Genomic DNA, 15,611 nt, shown 5'->3' with positions numbered 1-15,611 from the left:
TGCCCGAAAGAGGGCGTATGCCGTCGACGTGACCAACGTCGCCAGCGGCGCGACCGGGGTCAGCTCGCCTTCTTGGTGGCCGCCTTCTTCGTCGTGCTCTTCTTGGCTGTCGTCTTGGCGGCCGTCTTCTTCGCAGCCGTCTTCGTCGTCGCCTTCTTGGCCGCAGGCTTGGCGGCCGTCTTCTTCGCCGACCCCTCGTCCGACGAGCCGGAGTCACCGGGCGAGCCGCCGGTCTTGGCGGCCTTGGCCTTGTCGACGCTGCGCTGCAGGGCGGCGAGCAGGTCGACGACCTCGGTCTCCTCGCCCTTGGCCTCGGGCGTCTCGGTGAGCTCGCCCCCCTCGATCTTCGTCGCGACGAGCTGCGTCACCGCCTCGGCGTAGTCGTCCTCGAACTCCTCCGGCTCGTAGTCGCCGGACAGGGAGTCGACGAGCGAGCTCGCCATGGCGAGCTCCTTCGCGGTCGCGTGCGTCTCCTCGGAGAGCGACTCGAACTCGGGGGCGCGCACCTCGTCGGCCCACAGCAGCGTCTGCAGCACGATGACCCCGTCGCGCACGCGGAGCACGGCGAGCGTCATCCTCGTGCGCACCGAGACGGTGACGAGCGCCATCCGGTCGGCCTTCTCGAGCGCGTCGCGGAGCAGGACGTAGGGCTTGAGACCGGTCTTGTCCGGCTCGAGGTAGTAGCTCTTGTCGAAGAGCAGCGGGTCGATCTGCTCCGAGGGCACGAACTTCTCGATCGAGATCTCCTTCGTCGACCGCGTCGGTAGGCTCTTGAGGTCCTCGTCGGTCAGCACGACCATCTGCCCGTCGGCGGCCTCATATCCCTTGGCGATGTCGGAGTAGGGCACCTCCTCGCCGTCGATCGAGCAGACGCGCTGGTACTTGATGCGGCCGCCGTCCTTCTCGTGGACCTGCCGGAACTGCACGTCGTGGTTCTCCGTCGCCGAGAAGAGTCGGACCGGCACATTGACGAGGCCGAACGACACGGCGCCTTTCCAGATGGCTCGCATGGGAACAAGAATGCACCCATGCGCCCCATGCTCGCGACGGCAACGACGACCATTCCGGTCGGCGACCGCTGGCAGCATGAGGTGAAGTGGGACGGTATGCGTGTGCTGGCCGACGTCACGGACGGCGAGCTGCGCCTCTTCTCCCGCACCGAACGCGACGTGACCGTGGCTTTTCCCGAGCTGCACGGGCTCGCCGACGAGTACGCCGACATGCTCCTCGACGGAGAGATCGTCTCGATGCGCGACGGCGTGCCGTCGTTCGCGGCGATGGCCGAGCGGTTCCACGTCACCGACGGCCGGCGGGCGGCGATGCTCGCCGAGGCCGCTCCCGTCACCCTCATGACCTTCGACCTGCTGCGCCTCTACGGCGTCGAGCTGCTCTCGCGGGCCTGGACCGACCGACGGGCGACGCTCGAGCGCCTCGAGCTCGCGGAGCCGCGATGGCAGACGCCGCCGACGTTCTCCGACGGCGTCACCCTGCACGCCGCGACGAAGGAGCAGGGCCTCGAGGGCATCGTGTCCAAGCGCGTCGACTCGGTCTACGTCCCCGGCCTGAGGTCGCCCCACTGGCTCAAGTCACCGCACCGCGGCACCGTGTCGGTCGTCATCGGCGGCTGGCGCCCCGAGTCGACCGGCACGGTCAGGCGCCGGCTGGGTGCGGTGCTCGTCGGGGTCCCGGGACCGGGCGGACTGCGCTATCTGGGGCGCGTGGGCTCCGGCCTCGCCGGCAAGACGGGGCAGGCCCTGATGCACGACCTCGAGTCATTGACCTCCGACGAATCCCCTTTCGCCACAGACGTCCCCGCCGAGGACTCGTCCGGCGCCACCTGGGTGCACCCTGTCCTCGTCGCCGACGTGCAGTCGCTGGGACTCAGCGGGCAGGGCAAGCTGCGCCAGCCGGCATACAAAGGCCTGCGCGGCGACCTCACCCCGGGTGACGTCGACGACCACGCGGACGGTGAGTGATGGCCTACCAGCCCACCAAGGTGACCGTCGAGGTCGACGGTCGGCGGATGAAGCTGTCGAGTCTCGAGAAGGTGATGTACCCCCGCGCCGGCACGACCAAGGCGCAGGTGCTCGACTACTACGCGCGCATCGCGCCGGTGATCCTGCCGCACCTGCGCGACCGCGCTGTGACGCGAATCCGCTTCCCGCACGGGGTCGGTGACATGCAGTTCTTCGAGAAGAACATCCCCGCCGGGACCCCGGCGTGGATTCGTCGCGCGGGCCGCGACCCCGTCTTCCCGCTCATCGACGACCTCGCGGGACTGACCTACTTCGCCAACCTCAACTCCCTCGAGCTGCACGTGCACCAGTGGCGCTACGCGGGGGAGGGTCGCGACGCAGCACCTCTCAACCCCGACCGTCTCGTCATCGACCTCGACCCCGGACCCGGGACGGGGCTGCACGAGTGTGCGCGCGTCGCCCTGATCGTGCGCGAACGGCTCGGCGGCATCGGGCTCGACACCCTCCCCGTCACCAGTGGCAGCAAGGGACTCCAGCTGTATGCCGTGCTGCCCGGCTCGCATACGAGCGACGAGATCCGCGACACCGTCCAGCAGCTCGCGCAGGAGCTGACCAAGGCCCACCCCGACCTCGTCGTGTGGAAGATGGCCAAGGAGCTGCGGCCCGGCAAGGTGTTCCTCGACTGGAGCCAGAACGTCGCCGCCAAGACGACGGTCTGCCCCTACTCGCTGCGCGGACGCGACCGGCCGACCGTGGCGGCGCCGCGCGCGTGGGACGAGATCGAGGCGGGTGCCTCGGGCGACGAGGAGCTCGTCCAGCTGACGGCCGACGAGGTGCTCGAGCGTGTGGCGCGTGACGGCGACCTCGCTGCGGCGATCGCTGTTTGACCCCCGGGCGACGGGGTAGGGGACGCGAGAGGGCCCGGCACCTGTGATGTGCCGGGCCCTCTCGGTCGTGCGGTAAGCGCTCGGTCAGTGCGCCTTGTCGTAGGCCGCCTGGACGTCGGCCGAGATGCGGCCGCGGTCCGAGACGTCGTGGCCGTTGGCCCGAGCCCACTCACGCACGGCGGCGAGGTCGGTGCGCTTGGCCGCACCCGAACCCGCACGGCGGCGCGAACCGGCCTTGGCCGAGCCGGCGCGACGGGCGTGCCCCGTCCACGTCGCGAAGTCGTCGCGAAGCTTGCGGGCATTCTTGTCGTTCAGGTCGATTTCGTAGGTGACACCGTCGAGGGCGAATGTCACGGTCTCGGCAGCATTACCGCCATCGATGTCATCGATCAACACCACTTCGACACGCTGAGCCATTTTTCTCCATCTGATAATTGTGTTACGGAGGGAATCCACGAATGCGGGACTCGCGGGCAAGATCAATTTAGCGCCACGAGCCGATAAATGCATTTCCATCCGTGAAAACGGTGCCCATCGTTATTGAAAGAGCCACGCCGGAAGGCGGCGATTGCCGTTTATGGCCGCCGGTGGGTGAAAGCGTTGCGGGGAGGTCAGCGCTCTTTCGTCGGGGCCTGCGGCGTCGTCCCGTTCTGGCTCATCCCGGTCGGTGTGGTCCCGGTCGGCGTGGTCCCGTCCGGCTGCGTCGGCACCGTCTCGGCCCGGCGGGCGGAGCCCGCGTGCCCGCCGTGCTGGGCCTCCCACTGCGCCTGCGCCAGACGCTCGCGACGGTCGCCCTCGAGGATGCTCTTGATGACGAAGTAGAAGAGCGTGCCGACGCCGACCGTGGGCACGATGGCGAGGACGTAGGGCAGAACCGATTCCATGCCGCCATTTTCTCACGCCGGTCCGGCAGGCCGGTCCGGGCGCTGTCGCACCCGCGCCGTACGGTCGTGCCCATGGCTACGAGGACGACGACCCGACGCACTCCCGGCTTCCGCTGCGGTGAGTGCGGCTGGACCACCGCGAAGTGGGTCGGCCGCTGCGGGGAGTGCCACGCGTGGGGCACCGTCGCCGAGACCGGGGCACCCGCCGCGGCGCGCACGACCGCGGCCACCGTCGTCACCCCCGCCCAGCGCATCGCCGACGTCGACCTGACCCGCGCGGCCGCGCGGCCGACCGGGGTCGCGGAGTTCGACCGCGTGCTCGGTGGCGGCCTCGTGCCCGGGGGCGTCGTGCTCGTGGCGGGTGAGCCCGGGGTCGGCAAGTCGACCCTGCTGCTCGACGTCGCCGCACGCGCGGCCCGCTCCGGCTCCGAGGTCCTCTACATCAGTGGTGAGGAGTCGGCGGCCCAGGTCCGCACGCGGGCCGAGCGCATCTCGGCGATGGCCGACACCCTCTACCTGGCGGCCGAGACCGACCTCGCGACCGTGCTCGGTCACGTCGAGGCGCGCTCGCCCGGCCTGCTCGTCGTCGACTCGGTCCAGACCATCGCCAGCGCCGACGTCGAGGGGCAGGCGGGCAACGTCTCGCAGGTCCGCGAGGTGACCGGCAGCCTCATCGCGGCAGCCAAGTCCCGCGGGGTCGCGGTCCTGCTCGTCGGGCACGTGACCAAGGACGGCTCGATCGCCGGACCGCGGCTGCTCGAGCACCTCGTCGACGTCGTCATCCAGTTCGAGGGCGACCGGCACTCCGGGCTCCGTCTCGTGCGCGCGGTGAAGAACCGCTTCGGCCCGACCGACGAGGTCGGCTGCTTCGAGCTGACCGATGCCGGCATCACCGGGCTCGCCGACCCGAGCGGGCTGTTCCTGTCGACGCGTGACCACGCGGTCCCGGGCACGTGCGTCACCGTGACCCTCGAGGGCCGGCGCCCGCTCGTCGCCGAGGTCCAGGCGCTCGTCGCGACCTCGACCCTGCCCTCCCCGCGCCGCACCTCCAGCGGGCTCGACGCGTCGCGGCTGGCGATGATCATCGCCGTCCTCGACAAGCGTGCCGGGGCCCCGGTGGCCTCGCGCGACATCTTCGCGGCCACCGTCGGCGGCGTCCGCATCACCGAGCCGGCGGCCGACCTCGCGATCGTCTGCGCGGTGGCCTCGTCCGTCGTCGACAAGCCCCTCGCCACCGACGTCGTGGCCTTCGGAGAGGTCGGCCTGGCCGGGGAGGTGCGGCGCGTCACCGGGCTCGACCGTCGTCTTGCCGAGGCCGCGCGTCTCGGCTTCCGCCACGCGCTCGTGCCGGCCGGGAGCCTCTCCGGCACCGCCGTGCCCGCAGGGCTGCGCGCTGTCGAGGTTGCGGACGTCCCGCGGGCCATCGAGGCGATGGGACGCCTCGCCGGTGGCCGGTCAACGAGCGCGGCCGCCGTCGGCACCGTCTAGACTGCGAGCGACCGGGCGGGACGCTCGGCGTCCCCATTGCGAACAGGGAAGTGATGGACCGGAACGACGAGCTGCTGCTCCGCGCGGCCCTCGCCGCGGTAGCCCCCGGCACGGAGCTGCGCGACAGCCTCGAACGGATCCTGCGTGGTCGCACCGGAGCGCTCATCGTGCTCGGCTTCGACCGTGTCGTGGACTCGATCTGCACGGGCGGCTTCGTGCTCGACATGGAGTTCTCGGCGACGCGCGTGCGCGAGCTGTGCAAGATGGACGGCGCCGTCGTGCTCGACCGTGAGGGCACCCGCATCCTGCGCGCGGCGACGCAGCTCGTCCCCGACTCCCGCATCGAGACCACCGAGTCCGGCACGCGCCACCGCACGGCCGAGCGCGTCGCCAAGCAGACCGGCTTCCCCGTCATCTCCGTCAGCCAGTCGATGGGCGTCGTCGCGCTCTACGTCGGCGACCTGCGGCACGTCATCGAGGGCTCTCCGACGACCCTCTCGCGCGCCGACCAGGCCCTGCAGACCCTCGAGCGCTACAAGTCGCGCCTCGACGAGGTCACCGGGACCCTCTCGGCCCTCGAGATCGAGGACCTCGTCACGGTCCGCGACGTCACCGCCGTGCTCCAGCGCCTCGAGATGGTGCGGCGCATCTCCGCCGAGATCCAGGACTACGTCGTCGAGCTCGGCACCGACGGTCGCCTGCTCAGCCTCCAGCTCGAGGAGCTCGTGGGCGGCCTCGGCAACGACCGCGAGCTCGTCATCCGCGACTACCTTCCCGCGACGAAGTCCGGCCTCGACGTCGACGAGGCTCTGGACAACCTCCAGACGCTCAACGCGGTCGAGCTGCTCGACCTCGCGGCCGGTGCTCGGGCGGTCGGATTCTCCGTCGTCGGCGACAGCCTCGACGTGCCTGTCTCGCCCCAGGGCTACCGCCTGCTGACCAAGGTGCCTCGCCTGCCCACGGCGATCGTCGACCGCCTCGTCAACCACTTCGAGTCGCTCCAGCGACTGCTCGCGGCCGGCATCGAGGACCTCATGCTCGTCGAGGGCGTCGGTGAGGGTCGGGCCCGGGCCGTGCGCGAGGGCCTCTCGCGCCTGGCCGAGTCCAGCATCCTCGAGCGCTACGTCTGAGCCCTGCACCCTTCTGTCGTATGCCGTCCCGCGAGGTCCCGCTGTCGCTGCTCCACGAGCGCGTCAACGACTGGTACGCCGAGGCGGGCCGCAAGCACCTGCCGTGGCGCGAGCCTGATGCCAGCGCGTGGGGCGTCTTCCTGTCCGAGGTGATGTCGCAGCAGACCCCCCTCGCCCGGGTCGAGCCGATCTGGCGTGAGTGGATGGAGCGCTGGCCCACCCCGGCCGACCTGGCGGCAGCGGCCCCGGGCGAGGCCGTGCGGGCGTGGGGCCGCCTCGGCTACCCCCGCCGGGCGCTGCGGCTGCACGAGGCGGCGACCGCGATGGTGGAGCGGCACGGCGGCGCGGTGCCGGACCGTCCGGAGGAGCTGCTGGCCCTCCCGGGGGTCGGTGCCTACACGGCGGCGGCCGTGTCGTGCTTCGCCTTCGGCATCCCTGAGGTGGTCGTCGACACCAACGTGCGTCGGGTCCTGGCGCGCACCCGCGAGGGCAAGGCCTTCCCGAACCTCACGCTCAACCGCGCCGAGGCGCAGCTGGCCGCCGACTCGATGCCGGACGATCGCTCCACAGCCAACACGTGGAACGTCGCGGTCATGGAGCTCGGGGCCCTCGTCTGCGTGGCCCGCGGGCCCAGGTGCGACGAGTGCCCGGTGGCCGACCTGTGCGCCTGGAACGTCGCGGGTCGCCCGGCCTACGACGGCCCGCCGCGGCGCGGTCAGAGCTGGCACGGGACCGACCGACAGGTGCGTGGCGAGCTGCTGCGGCGTCTGCGCGAGGCCCATGCCACCCTGCCGATCGCGATGCTGGAGGACTCGGCCGAGGACCGGGCGCAGGTGATGCGCTGTCTCGACTCGCTCGTCGTCGACGGTCTGGTCGAGCCGCTCGACGGGGAGCTCTACCGCCTCCCTGCGTGACCGGCCCGGCCCGGCGGCGTTGCGCTCAGAGGTTGCCGAGCACCCGGTCGACGGCGATCTCGATGACCACGCGCTGGGGGTTGGGGCGCGGCTCGCGGTAGCGGGCGGCATACCGTCGCTCGGCGTCGGCCACGGCGGGGGCGTCGTCCACGACGCGGGCGGTGCCCTCGAGGGTCAGCCAGTGTCGACCGTCCACCTGGCAGAGTGCGGCGCGGCCACCCCGGGCGGCGTTGACGGTCTTCTGGCTCGTCCGGCTGGTGATGACCCGCGCCACGAGCGCCTCTGCGTCCCAGGTGAACCCGACGGGGGTGACGTGGGGAGCGCCGTCTCGCCGCAGCGTCGTCAACGTCGCCAGGTGTCGCACGGCGAGGAACTCGAGGGCTTCCGGGGACAGGTCGCGGGGGGATCGGGCCACGGGCCCACGGTAGATGACCTTCGGCGGTCTGGGCCGCCGGGGTCGCTGCCGCGGTTGCCCACGGGTGCCGCCACCGGGGTTGCCGCGGACGGCGACGACTTGTAGCGTCGCCCCTTGTGCCATCTGCCGGGCGCGCTGGGTCGTAGGGGGGTGTCGACGCGTCATGAGGACCTTCTGGCTGCTCGTTCGAGCCGGCTTCCGCCGGCACTCGACCTACCGCCTGGCGCTGCTCGCCGGAGTGACGACCAACTCGGTCTTCGGCTTCATCCGGGCCTCGGTCCTGCTCGCGGCGCTCGCGTCGGCCGGCACCTCCATCGGCGGCTACGACTCCCCGACGGCGCTCGCCTTCGTCTGGTGGGGACAGGCCCTTCTCGGCACGGTCAACCTGTGGGGCTTCGCCGAGGTCAAGGACCGGGTGCGCACGGGTGACATCGCCGTCGACTTCCTGCGGCCCGTCGATCCCCAGCTGGCTTATCTCGCAGGCGATCTTGGTCGTGCCGGCATCAACCTCGTCGGTCGTGGCCTGCCGGCGATCCTGCTCGGGGCGCTGCTCTTCGACATCGCGTGGCCGCCGTCGGCGGTCAGCTGGGCGGCGGGCGCGGTCTCCGTCGTGCTCGCCGTGGTGGTCGCCTTCGCCGGCAACTTCGTCATCAACCTGCTCGCGTTCTGGCTCGTGGAGATCCGCGGCATCACGCTCATGTGGATGATCACGGGCGGACTGCTCTGCGGGCTCTACCTCCCGGTGCCGTGGTTCCCGGACTGGCTGAGGACCATCGCCAACTGGTCGCCGTTCCCGTCGATGCTGCAGAGCCCGATCGACATCCTCGCCGGGCGGGTCGTCGGGTCCGACATCGCCTCGGCGGTGGCCGTGCAGGTCTTCTGGGCCGCCGCGCTGCTCGGTCTGGGGCAGCTCGTGCTGCGGGCCGGCCGCCGTCGTCTGGAGGTGCAGGGTGGCTGACGAGACCTGGTCCGAGCGGCTTCGCCCCTACCGGGTGCTGCTCGCCTCCCGTGCCCGCGCCCAGATGCAGTACCGCGCGTCCTTCGTCACCGACATCCTCGGCACGGTCGGCGTCGGTCTGGCGGAGTTCGCCGAGGTCTGGGTCATCTTCCACAACGTCGACGTGCTCGGTGGCCTCGACTTCACGGCGGCGCTGCTCGTCTTCGCCCTCTCGAACCTCGCGTTCTCGCTGGCCGACATGTTCGTCGGCCACCTCGACCAGCTGCCGCGCTACATCCGCGCCGGCCAGGTCGACGCGTTCTACGTGCGTCCGCTGCCGCTCCTCGCCCAGCTCATGACGAGCGACCTGTCGCTGCGCCGGATCGGCCGGCTCACCGTCGCCCTCGTCGCCCTCACGGTCGCGCTGGTGACCGCGCCCATCACCTGGTCGGTGTCGACCGTCGCGCTCATCGTGCTCACCGTCCTCAGCGGGACCGCGATCTTCTCGGCGCTGTTCACCGCCGCGGGCGGGCTCCAGTTCTTCCTCGTCGACGGCGCCGAGTTCACCAACGCCTTCACCTACGGCGGGTCGTATGCCGCCCAGCAGAGCCAGCAGGTCTTCCCCGGACCGCTGCGCATCTTCTGGACGTTCGTCGTGCCGACGGCCTTCGTCGCCTACATCCCGGCCGTGGCCGTCCTGGGCCTGCCGGGTGACCACCTCGCGCCGCACTGGCTGGCGTGGTGCACCCCCCTCGCGGCGCTGCTCGCCTGGGGCATCGCCGGTCTCTGCTGGAGGCTCGGGACCCGTCACTACCAAGGAGCAGGCGGATGAGCACCGACACGATCATCGAGACGCGCGAGCTGGTGCGCGACTTCAGCAAGACGCGCGCCGTCGACCGGATGACCTTCTCGGTCGCTCCCGGCGAGGCGGTCGGCTACATCGGGGCCAACGGCGCCGGCAAGTCGACGACGATCAAGATGCTGACCGGCATCCTGAAGCCGACCTCGGGGCAGGTGCGCACCTGCGGGCTCGACCCGATGCGCCGGCGGGTCGAGGTCGCCCGCCGCGTCGGGGTGGTCTTCGGCCAGCGGTCCCAGCTCTGGTGGGACCTCCCGCTGCGCGACTCGTTCGCGATCCTCGGGGCGATCCACCGCATGGACGAGCCGGCGACCCGCGCCCGCACCGACCTGCTCGTCGAGCAGCTCGAGATGGGTCCGCAGCTCGGGACCCCGGTGCGCTCGCTGTCGCTCGGCCAGCGGATGCGCGCCGAGATCGCGGCGGCGCTGCTGCACTCGCCGGAGCTGCTCGTCCTCGACGAGCCGACGATCGGGCTCGACGTGCTCTCGAAGCAGCGGCTGCGCGAGTTCCTCGTGGCGGAGCGTCGGGAGCAGGGCACGACGCTGCTGCTGACGACGCACGACATAGGTGACATCGAGCGGCTCTGCGACCGCGTGCTCGTCGTCGACCACGGCCGGCTCGCCTTCGACGGCACCCTGCCGGGCCTGGCCGCGACCGTCGGCGCGCAGCGCGTCCTCGTCATCGACCTCGCCTCCCCGACGCCCGACCTGCGGGACGTGCCGGGCGCGACTCTCGTCGAGAGCGAGTCCGACGGCCTGCGCCAGCGCCTCGCGTTCGACGCCGGGTCGACGACGGTCGCCGCCGTCCTGGCCCACGTCTCGTCCCGGCACGAGGTGCGCGACCTGACCATCGAGGAGCCCGACATCGAGGACGTCGTCCGACGCATCTACGCCGCCTCCGGCCGCGACTGACGCCCCGCCCCCCGGCCCGGTCGAGTGGCCCCGTGACCTCACCTGCCTCACTCAGGTATGCCGTCCGCTGCAGTCGAGTGGCCCCGTGACCTCACGTGTGCCACCTGCCGACGACCTTCCGTGCGACCGGTGGGACGCCGGGGGCACCCGAGTCAGGGGTGGTGGGTGGCGCCGGGTCGGGGTCAGAGGGTGCGCAGCATCCGCGTGTTGCCCAACGTGTTGGGCTTGACGCGCTCGAGGTCCAGGAACTCCGCAACACCCTCGTCGTAGGACCGCAGCAGCTCGGCGTAGACGTCCATCGGGACCGCCTGCCCCTCGATCACCTCGAACCCGTGCCGCACGAAGAAGTCCGTCTCGAAGGTCAGGCAGAACAGCCGCTCGACGCCGATCTCGCGCGCGTCCTCGACGAGCGACTCGAGCAACCGGCCGCCGAGGCCCGTGCCGAGCTGGTCGGGCGCCACGGCCAGGGTGCGGATCTCGGCGAGGTCCTCCCACATGACGTGCAGCGCCCCGCAGCCCACGACCCGTCCGTCGAGGTCGGCGACCCGGAACTCTTGCAGGGACTCGAAGTAGGTGACCGCCTCCTTGCTCACGAGCACCCGGCGCTCCGCGAGCGGGGCCACGAGGGCCCGGATGGCGCGGACGTCGGCGGTGCGGGCGCGCCGGATGACCGGCTGGGCCGCGTTCACGAGAGGTTCCCGTCGCGGAACTCGGCGAACAGGCTCCGAGCCTGGTCACCGAGGACGACGATCGACTGCTTCTCGGCCCAGCCGAACGCTCCCTTGGCGACCCCGCGGCCGACCTTGAGCGGGCTGAGCTGGTGCAGTCCGGCCGTGAAGGTCAGGATCTGCTCCGCGGTGAGGTTGCTCGTGCCGACCTTGCTGAAGCTGGTCAGGGCGGCCGGGATGGCGATCGGCCCGGCGAGCTTGGCCTTGACGGCGGCGGCCAGGATGACCTCCCCCTGGTGGCGGGAGCGGCCGAAGTCGCCGTCGGGAAGGGTCTTGCGCTCGCGGGCGTAGGCCAGCGCCTGGGCACCGGTCAGGGTCTGCGGGCCGGCCTTGATGACCATGTTGCGGGCGTGCGAGGCGACGACGGTCTTGGGGATGACGATGGGGATGCCGCCCTGCTCGTCGACGATCTTCATGAAGCCGCTGAAACCGAGCACGACGTAGCCCTCGACGGGCAGCCCGGTGACGGCCTTGACCGTGGCGACCTGGGCCCGCGGGCCGCCGAAGACCATGGCCGAGTTGATCTTGCCCTTGCCGCCGGTCGAGAGCGGCACCCACAGGTCGCGCGCCATCCCCATGACCCCGCCGCCACCGTTGCCGTCGATGCCGATGACCTGCAGCACGTCGGCTCGGGTGCGTTCGAGAGGCTGACCCTTGCGGGCGTCCGAGCCGATGGCGAGCACCCACCGCGGCCCGCCGCCGAGGCTCGGCTTCGCGACGCCGAGCGAGGGCCACCAGCCGCCGACGACCTTCCACGAGGGGCCGACGGCGAGCGTCACGTCATCGCCGGCGGTGACGACGGCGACCGGGGTGCCCATCCACGACCCGACCTTCGCGGTGGCGTCCACCGGCCCGCCGGCGGCCTTGCGCGGCTTGAGTGCCCGGGCAGCGGTGGGCGAGGACGTCTGCGTGAGGTCGCCACCGGTGTACACCGAGCGGACCAGGTCAGCGAGCGGAGCCGGCGCTCCCGTGACGGAGACGCCGGAGGCGTTCGCGTCGCCGGGGGAGGTGGCACCTGCCTGCGACGACGACGGGGAGGCCGAGCCCTCCGAACCGCTCGCGGGCTGGCCACCGGCCCCACTCGTGCAGGCTCCGAGGCTCACGGAAGCGGCCAGTGCGACGGCGACGGCGACGGTGCCCGTGCGCGAGGCGAGGCGACCTCGCGAGCCGGCGACACGGCATACGCCATCAAGGTGCGGCCGGCCGGGGGGCAGGTGCTCGGAGGTCACCGCCCCACCGTAGACGACCGGTTCCCGGGACGCGGGACGGCCTCGACCTGCAGACAGCGGGCGGTGTCGGGGACGACGAAGGGGCCGGGGACCTGTGTCCCCGACCCCTTCGGTCGATCCGCTCTGCGGCGCTCAGCGCTCCGTGCCGGTCAGCCCCGCGTCGGGGTAGACCTGGTCGTCGGGCACGGACGGGCCGGCCGTGATGTTGACCCCGAGGGCCTCGTCGAGGGCAGCGCCCTCGGGAAGCTCCGGCAGGTCGTCAGCCGGACGGTGGGCCGAGTCCGGGTGGGCCATGTCGGAGAAGGTGAACTTCTCCTCCTTGCCCTCGCCCTCGGTGTCGATCTTGATGTACTGACCGGACGTGAACTCGGCGAAGAGGATCTTCTCCGACAGGGCGTCCTCGATCTCGCGCTGGATGGTGCGACGCAGCGGGCGCGCACCGAGCACGGGGTCGTAGCCCTTCTTGGCGAGCAGGTCCTTGGCCGCAGGCGTGAGCTCGATGCCCATGTCCTTGTCCTTGAGCCGCTTGTCGAGCTTGGCGATCTCGAGGTCGACGATCTGCGTGATCTCCGCCTTGTTGAGGTGCGGGAACACGATGGTGTCGTCGACACGGTTGAGGAACTCCGGGCGGAAGTGCTGCTTGAGCTCGTCCGTGACCTTGGCCTTCATCCGCTCGTAGTCCGACAGCGTGTCCGGACCGGCCGAGAAGCCGAGCGAGGTCTTGGAGATGTCCCTCGTGCCGAGGTTGGTCGTCATGATGATGACGGTGTTCTTGAAGTCGACCATCCGACCCTGGGAGTCGGTGAGGCGGCCGTCCTCGAGCACCTGCAGCAGCGAGTTGAAGATCTCCGGGTGGGCCTTCTCGACCTCGTCGAAGAGCACGACGGAGAACGGCTTGCGGCGCACCTTCTCGGTGAGCTGGCCGCCCTCTTCGTAGCCGACGTAGCCGGGAGGCGAGCCGAAGAGGCGGCTCACCGTGTGCTTCTCGGAGTACTCGGACATGTCGAGCTGGATCAGCGCGTCCTCGCTGCCGAAGAGGAACTCGGCGAGCGTCTTGGCGAGCTCGGTCTTACCGACACCGGTGGGGCCGGCGAAGATGAACGAGCCACCGGGGCGGCGCGGGTCCTTCAGGCCGGCACGGGTGCGGCGGATCGCCTGGGAGAGCGCCTTGACGGCGTCGTCCATGCCGACGATGCGCTTGTGCAGCTCGTCCTCCATGTGGAGCAGGCGGCTGGACTCCTCCTCGGTCAGCTTGAACACCGGGATGCCGGTGCTGGCAGCCAGGACCTCGGCGATGAGCTCCTCGTCGACCTCGGCCACGACGTCCATGTCGCCCGACTTCCACTGGGCCTCACGGGCGGACTTCTCCTGGCGCAGGCGCTTCTCGTCGTCGCGGACGCGGGCCGCGCGCTCGAAGTCCTGGCCGTCGATGGCCGACTCCTTCTCGCGCACGAGGGCGGCGATCTTCTCGTCGAACTCGCGCAGGTCCGGCGGAGCCGTCATCCGGCGGATGCGCAGTCGCGCGCCCGCCTCGTCGATGAGGTCGATGGCCTTGTCGGGCAGGAATCGGTCGTTGACGTAGCGGTCGGCCATGTTGGCCGCCGCGACGAGCGCCGCGTCGGTGATGGTGACCCGGTGGTGGGCCTCGTAGCGGTCGCGCAGGCCCTTGAGGATCTCGATCGTGTGGGGGAGCGTCGGCTCCTGGACCTGGATCGGCTGGAAGCGACGCTCGAGCGCCGAGTCCTTCTCGATGTGCTTGCGGTACTCGTCGAGGGTCGTCGCACCGATCGTCTGGAGCTCACCACGGGCGAGCATCGGCTTGAGGATGCTCGCGGCGTCGATGGCGCCCTCGGCGGCACCCGCACCGACGAGGGTGTGGATCTCGTCGATGAAGATGATGATGTCGCCGCGGGTGCGGATCTCCTTGAGGACCTTCTTCAGGCGCTCCTCGAAGTCACCGCGGTAGCGGCTGCCGGCCACGAGCGAGCCGAGATCGAGGGTGTAGACCTGCTTGTCCTTCAGCGTCTCGGGCACCTCGCCCTTGACGATGTCCTGCGCGAGACCCTCGACGACGGCGGTCTTGCCGACGCCGGGCTCGCCGATGAGGACGGGGTTGTTCTTGGTGCGGCGCGACAGCACCTGCATGACGCGCTCGATCTCCTTCTCACGCCCGATGACCGGGTCGAGCTTGCCCTCGCGGGCAGCCTGCGTGAGGTTGCGACCGAACTGGTCGAGCACGAGGGAGCCCGCGGGCGTGCCCTCGGCCTGGCCGGGGCCGACACCGGCGCCGGCCTTCTCGCCGCTCTGGCCACCCTGGTAGCCGGAGAGCAGCTGGATGACCTGCTGGCGGACCTTGTTGAGCTCCGCGCCGAGCTTGACGAGGACCTGGGCGGCGACGCCCTCGCCCTCGCGGATCAGCCCGAGCAGGATGTGCTCGGTGCCGATGTAGCTGTGGCCGAGCTGGAGTGCCTCGCGGAGCGAGTACTCGAGAACCTTCTTCGCGCGGGGCGTGAAGGGGATGTGGCCGGTCGGGGCCTGCTGCCCCTGGCCGATGATCTCCTGGACCTGGGCCCGGACCGCCTCGAGCGAGATGTCGAGCGATTCGAGGGCCTTCGCGGCGACGCCTTCGCCTTCGTGGATCAGACCCAGGAGGATGTGCTCGGTCCCGATGTAGTTGTGGTTGAGCAGGCGAGCTTCCTCCTGCGCGAGGACAACCACCCTTCGGGCCCTGTCGGTGAACCGTTCGAACATGTTCTTCTCCTGACTGATCGAGAGACATCTCGATGCTATCCGTGCCCGCTGTGGACGAGCACACCCCGACCAACGCCGGTGGTGTCCCTCCTGTTCCCCATCCTGAGCGTCATCGGCTCAGGTTCTGCCGCTGTTCGCCGTGAGCGGACAGGCCGCCGATCGGGGTGCCGTCATCCTTGCGTATGCCGTGTCGTACCCGCCCGGGACCCGCGAGCACTGCCCTGCCGGACTTTGACCCCCCCTCTCGCTGCGGCGCCCTTTCAAGGGATGACTGCTCACCTGCCGGATCCGCCCGGGCTGAGTTGGCGTGCCGGTCCTGCCGAATCGGCGGCTCGAGTTGCGCCAGGGCTGAGTTGGCGCGCTGACTCGGCCGGGTGAACCGCTCCGGGATTGATGGAGGCTCCCAACCCGCGAAAGGGTGGAGTCATGCCAGCACCGAGGAAGTACCCGGACGAGCTGCGTGAGCGCGCGATCCGGCTCGTCATGGACCTGGTCGAGGAGC

The 15,611-nt window shown here is 70.8% G+C and carries 15 protein-coding genes; 8 read left to right on the top strand and 7 right to left on the bottom strand.

The window, feature by feature from the left end:
- Positions 1-59: 59 nt before the first annotated feature.
- Positions 60-1,010: a non-homologous end joining protein Ku gene (gene ku, locus ABD297_RS19940; protein ID WP_344256854.1), complete on the bottom strand. Its 951-nt coding sequence runs from the start codon at positions 1,008-1,010 to the stop codon at positions 60-62.
- 18 nt (positions 1,011-1,028) lie between these two features.
- On the opposite strand from ku, the gene ligD (ABD297_RS19935) reads away from it, so the two are divergent.
- Both ligD (ABD297_RS19935) and ligD (ABD297_RS19930) read left to right on the top strand, forming a co-directional pair.
- Positions 1,029-1,976 carry a non-homologous end-joining DNA ligase gene (gene ligD, locus ABD297_RS19935; RefSeq protein WP_344256853.1) on the top strand — a complete coding sequence of 316 codons (948 nt, stop codon included), beginning with the start codon at positions 1,029-1,031 and terminating at the stop codon, positions 1,974-1,976.
- Complete coding sequence (gene ligD / locus ABD297_RS19930; protein ID WP_344256852.1) at positions 1,976-2,863, top strand: non-homologous end-joining DNA ligase; 888 nt, start codon at positions 1,976-1,978, stop codon at positions 2,861-2,863. The genes ligD (ABD297_RS19935) and ligD (ABD297_RS19930) overlap by 1 nt, the downstream gene beginning before the upstream one ends.
- A gap of 84 nt (positions 2,864-2,947) precedes the next feature.
- Here ligD (ABD297_RS19930) and ABD297_RS19925 read toward each other — a convergent pair whose 3' ends face one another.
- The gene (locus tag ABD297_RS19925) at positions 2,948-3,280 is read right to left on the bottom strand and encodes a histone-like nucleoid-structuring protein Lsr2 (protein ID WP_344256851.1); all 333 of its coding nucleotides are present in this window, start codon (positions 3,278-3,280) and stop codon (positions 2,948-2,950) included.
- A gap of 194 nt (positions 3,281-3,474) precedes the next feature.
- Positions 3,475-3,747 (bottom strand): hypothetical protein, encoded by a 273-nt coding sequence (locus ABD297_RS19920; protein ID WP_344256850.1) that lies wholly within the window; start codon positions 3,745-3,747, stop codon positions 3,475-3,477.
- A gap of 72 nt (positions 3,748-3,819) precedes the next feature.
- Here ABD297_RS19920 and radA point away from each other — a divergent pair, with 72 nt between their 5' ends.
- From radA to ABD297_RS19905, 3 genes are read left to right on the top strand one after another with little or no spacing between them, the layout of a single operon-like run.
- Positions 3,820-5,235 (top strand): DNA repair protein RadA, encoded by a 1,416-nt coding sequence (radA, locus tag ABD297_RS19915; protein WP_344256849.1) that lies wholly within the window; start codon positions 3,820-3,822, stop codon positions 5,233-5,235.
- A gap of 53 nt (positions 5,236-5,288) precedes the next feature.
- Positions 5,289-6,365: a DNA integrity scanning diadenylate cyclase DisA gene (gene disA, locus ABD297_RS19910; protein ID WP_344256848.1), complete on the top strand. Its 1,077-nt coding sequence runs from the start codon at positions 5,289-5,291 to the stop codon at positions 6,363-6,365.
- A 20-nt stretch (positions 6,366-6,385) separates the two neighbouring features.
- Complete coding sequence (locus ABD297_RS19905) at positions 6,386-7,279, top strand: HhH-GPD family protein (RefSeq protein ID WP_344256847.1); 894 nt, start codon at positions 6,386-6,388, stop codon at positions 7,277-7,279.
- A 25-nt stretch (positions 7,280-7,304) separates the two neighbouring features.
- Here ABD297_RS19905 and ABD297_RS19900 read toward each other — a convergent pair whose 3' ends face one another.
- Complete coding sequence (locus tag ABD297_RS19900) at positions 7,305-7,694, bottom strand: pyridoxamine 5'-phosphate oxidase family protein (RefSeq protein WP_344256846.1); 390 nt, start codon at positions 7,692-7,694, stop codon at positions 7,305-7,307.
- 163 nt (positions 7,695-7,857) lie between these two features.
- Here ABD297_RS19900 and ABD297_RS19895 point away from each other — a divergent pair, with 163 nt between their 5' ends.
- The 3 genes from ABD297_RS19895 to ABD297_RS19885 are packed head-to-tail and all read left to right on the top strand — an operon-like array spanning position 7,858 to position 10,401.
- Positions 7,858-8,652 carry an ABC transporter permease gene (locus ABD297_RS19895; protein WP_344256845.1) on the top strand — a complete coding sequence of 265 codons (795 nt, stop codon included), beginning with the start codon at positions 7,858-7,860 and terminating at the stop codon, positions 8,650-8,652.
- Complete coding sequence (locus ABD297_RS19890; RefSeq protein ID WP_344256844.1) at positions 8,645-9,463, top strand: ABC transporter permease; 819 nt, start codon at positions 8,645-8,647, stop codon at positions 9,461-9,463. Before ABD297_RS19895 ends, ABD297_RS19890 begins: the two co-directional genes overlap by 8 nt.
- On the top strand, positions 9,460-10,401 hold the full coding sequence (locus ABD297_RS19885) for an ABC transporter ATP-binding protein (RefSeq protein ID WP_344256843.1): 942 nt from the start codon (positions 9,460-9,462) through the stop codon (positions 10,399-10,401). Before ABD297_RS19890 ends, ABD297_RS19885 begins: the two co-directional genes overlap by 4 nt.
- 182 nt (positions 10,402-10,583) lie before the next feature.
- Here the strand turns inward: ABD297_RS19885 and ABD297_RS19880 are convergent, their stop codons facing one another.
- The 3 genes from ABD297_RS19880 to ABD297_RS19870 all read right to left on the bottom strand — a co-directional run bounded on the left by ABD297_RS19880 (position 10,584) and on the right by ABD297_RS19870 (position 15,109).
- A complete protein-coding gene (locus ABD297_RS19880) occupies positions 10,584-11,090 on the bottom strand; it encodes an amino-acid N-acetyltransferase (protein ID WP_344256842.1) in 507 nt (168 codons plus the stop codon).
- On the bottom strand, positions 11,087-12,358 hold the full coding sequence (locus tag ABD297_RS19875) for an LCP family protein (RefSeq protein ID WP_344256841.1): 1,272 nt from the start codon (positions 12,356-12,358) through the stop codon (positions 11,087-11,089). Before ABD297_RS19875 ends, ABD297_RS19880 begins: the two co-directional genes overlap by 4 nt.
- Positions 12,359-12,490: 132 nt before the next feature.
- Positions 12,491-15,109: an ATP-dependent Clp protease ATP-binding subunit gene (locus ABD297_RS19870; RefSeq protein WP_344256840.1), complete on the bottom strand. Its 2,619-nt coding sequence runs from the start codon at positions 15,107-15,109 to the stop codon at positions 12,491-12,493.
- Between the last annotated feature and the right edge of the window lie 502 nt (positions 15,110-15,611).

Source organism: Terrabacter carboxydivorans, assembly GCF_039532035.1.
GTDB classification, from domain to species: domain Bacteria; phylum Actinomycetota; class Actinomycetes; order Actinomycetales; family Dermatophilaceae; genus Terrabacter; species Terrabacter carboxydivorans.
This window is presented reverse-complemented; position numbering and strand designations above follow the sequence as displayed.

Excerpts from the sequence above, each read along its gene's own strand:
- ku (WP_344256854.1), bottom strand. The coding sequence starts at position 1,010 with ATGCGAGCCATCTGGAAAGGCGCCGTGTCGTTCGGCCTCGTCAATGTG.
- ligD (WP_344256853.1), top strand. The coding sequence starts at position 1,029 with ATGCGCCCCATGCTCGCGACGGCAACGACGACCATTCCGGTCGGCGAC.
- ligD (WP_344256852.1), top strand. The coding sequence starts at position 1,976 with ATGGCCTACCAGCCCACCAAGGTGACCGTCGAGGTCGACGGTCGGCGG.
- ABD297_RS19925 (WP_344256851.1), bottom strand. The coding sequence starts at position 3,280 with ATGGCTCAGCGTGTCGAAGTGGTGTTGATCGATGACATCGATGGCGGT.
- ABD297_RS19920 (WP_344256850.1), bottom strand. The coding sequence starts at position 3,747 with ATGGAATCGGTTCTGCCCTACGTCCTCGCCATCGTGCCCACGGTCGGC.
- radA (WP_344256849.1), top strand. The coding sequence starts at position 3,820 with ATGGCTACGAGGACGACGACCCGACGCACTCCCGGCTTCCGCTGCGGT.
- disA (WP_344256848.1), top strand. The coding sequence starts at position 5,289 with ATGGACCGGAACGACGAGCTGCTGCTCCGCGCGGCCCTCGCCGCGGTA.
- ABD297_RS19905 (WP_344256847.1), top strand. The coding sequence starts at position 6,386 with ATGCCGTCCCGCGAGGTCCCGCTGTCGCTGCTCCACGAGCGCGTCAAC.
- ABD297_RS19895 (WP_344256845.1), top strand. The coding sequence starts at position 7,858 with ATGAGGACCTTCTGGCTGCTCGTTCGAGCCGGCTTCCGCCGGCACTCG.
- ABD297_RS19885 (WP_344256843.1), top strand. The coding sequence starts at position 9,460 with ATGAGCACCGACACGATCATCGAGACGCGCGAGCTGGTGCGCGACTTC.
- ABD297_RS19870 (WP_344256840.1), bottom strand. The coding sequence starts at position 15,109 with ATGTTCGAACGGTTCACCGACAGGGCCCGAAGGGTGGTTGTCCTCGCG.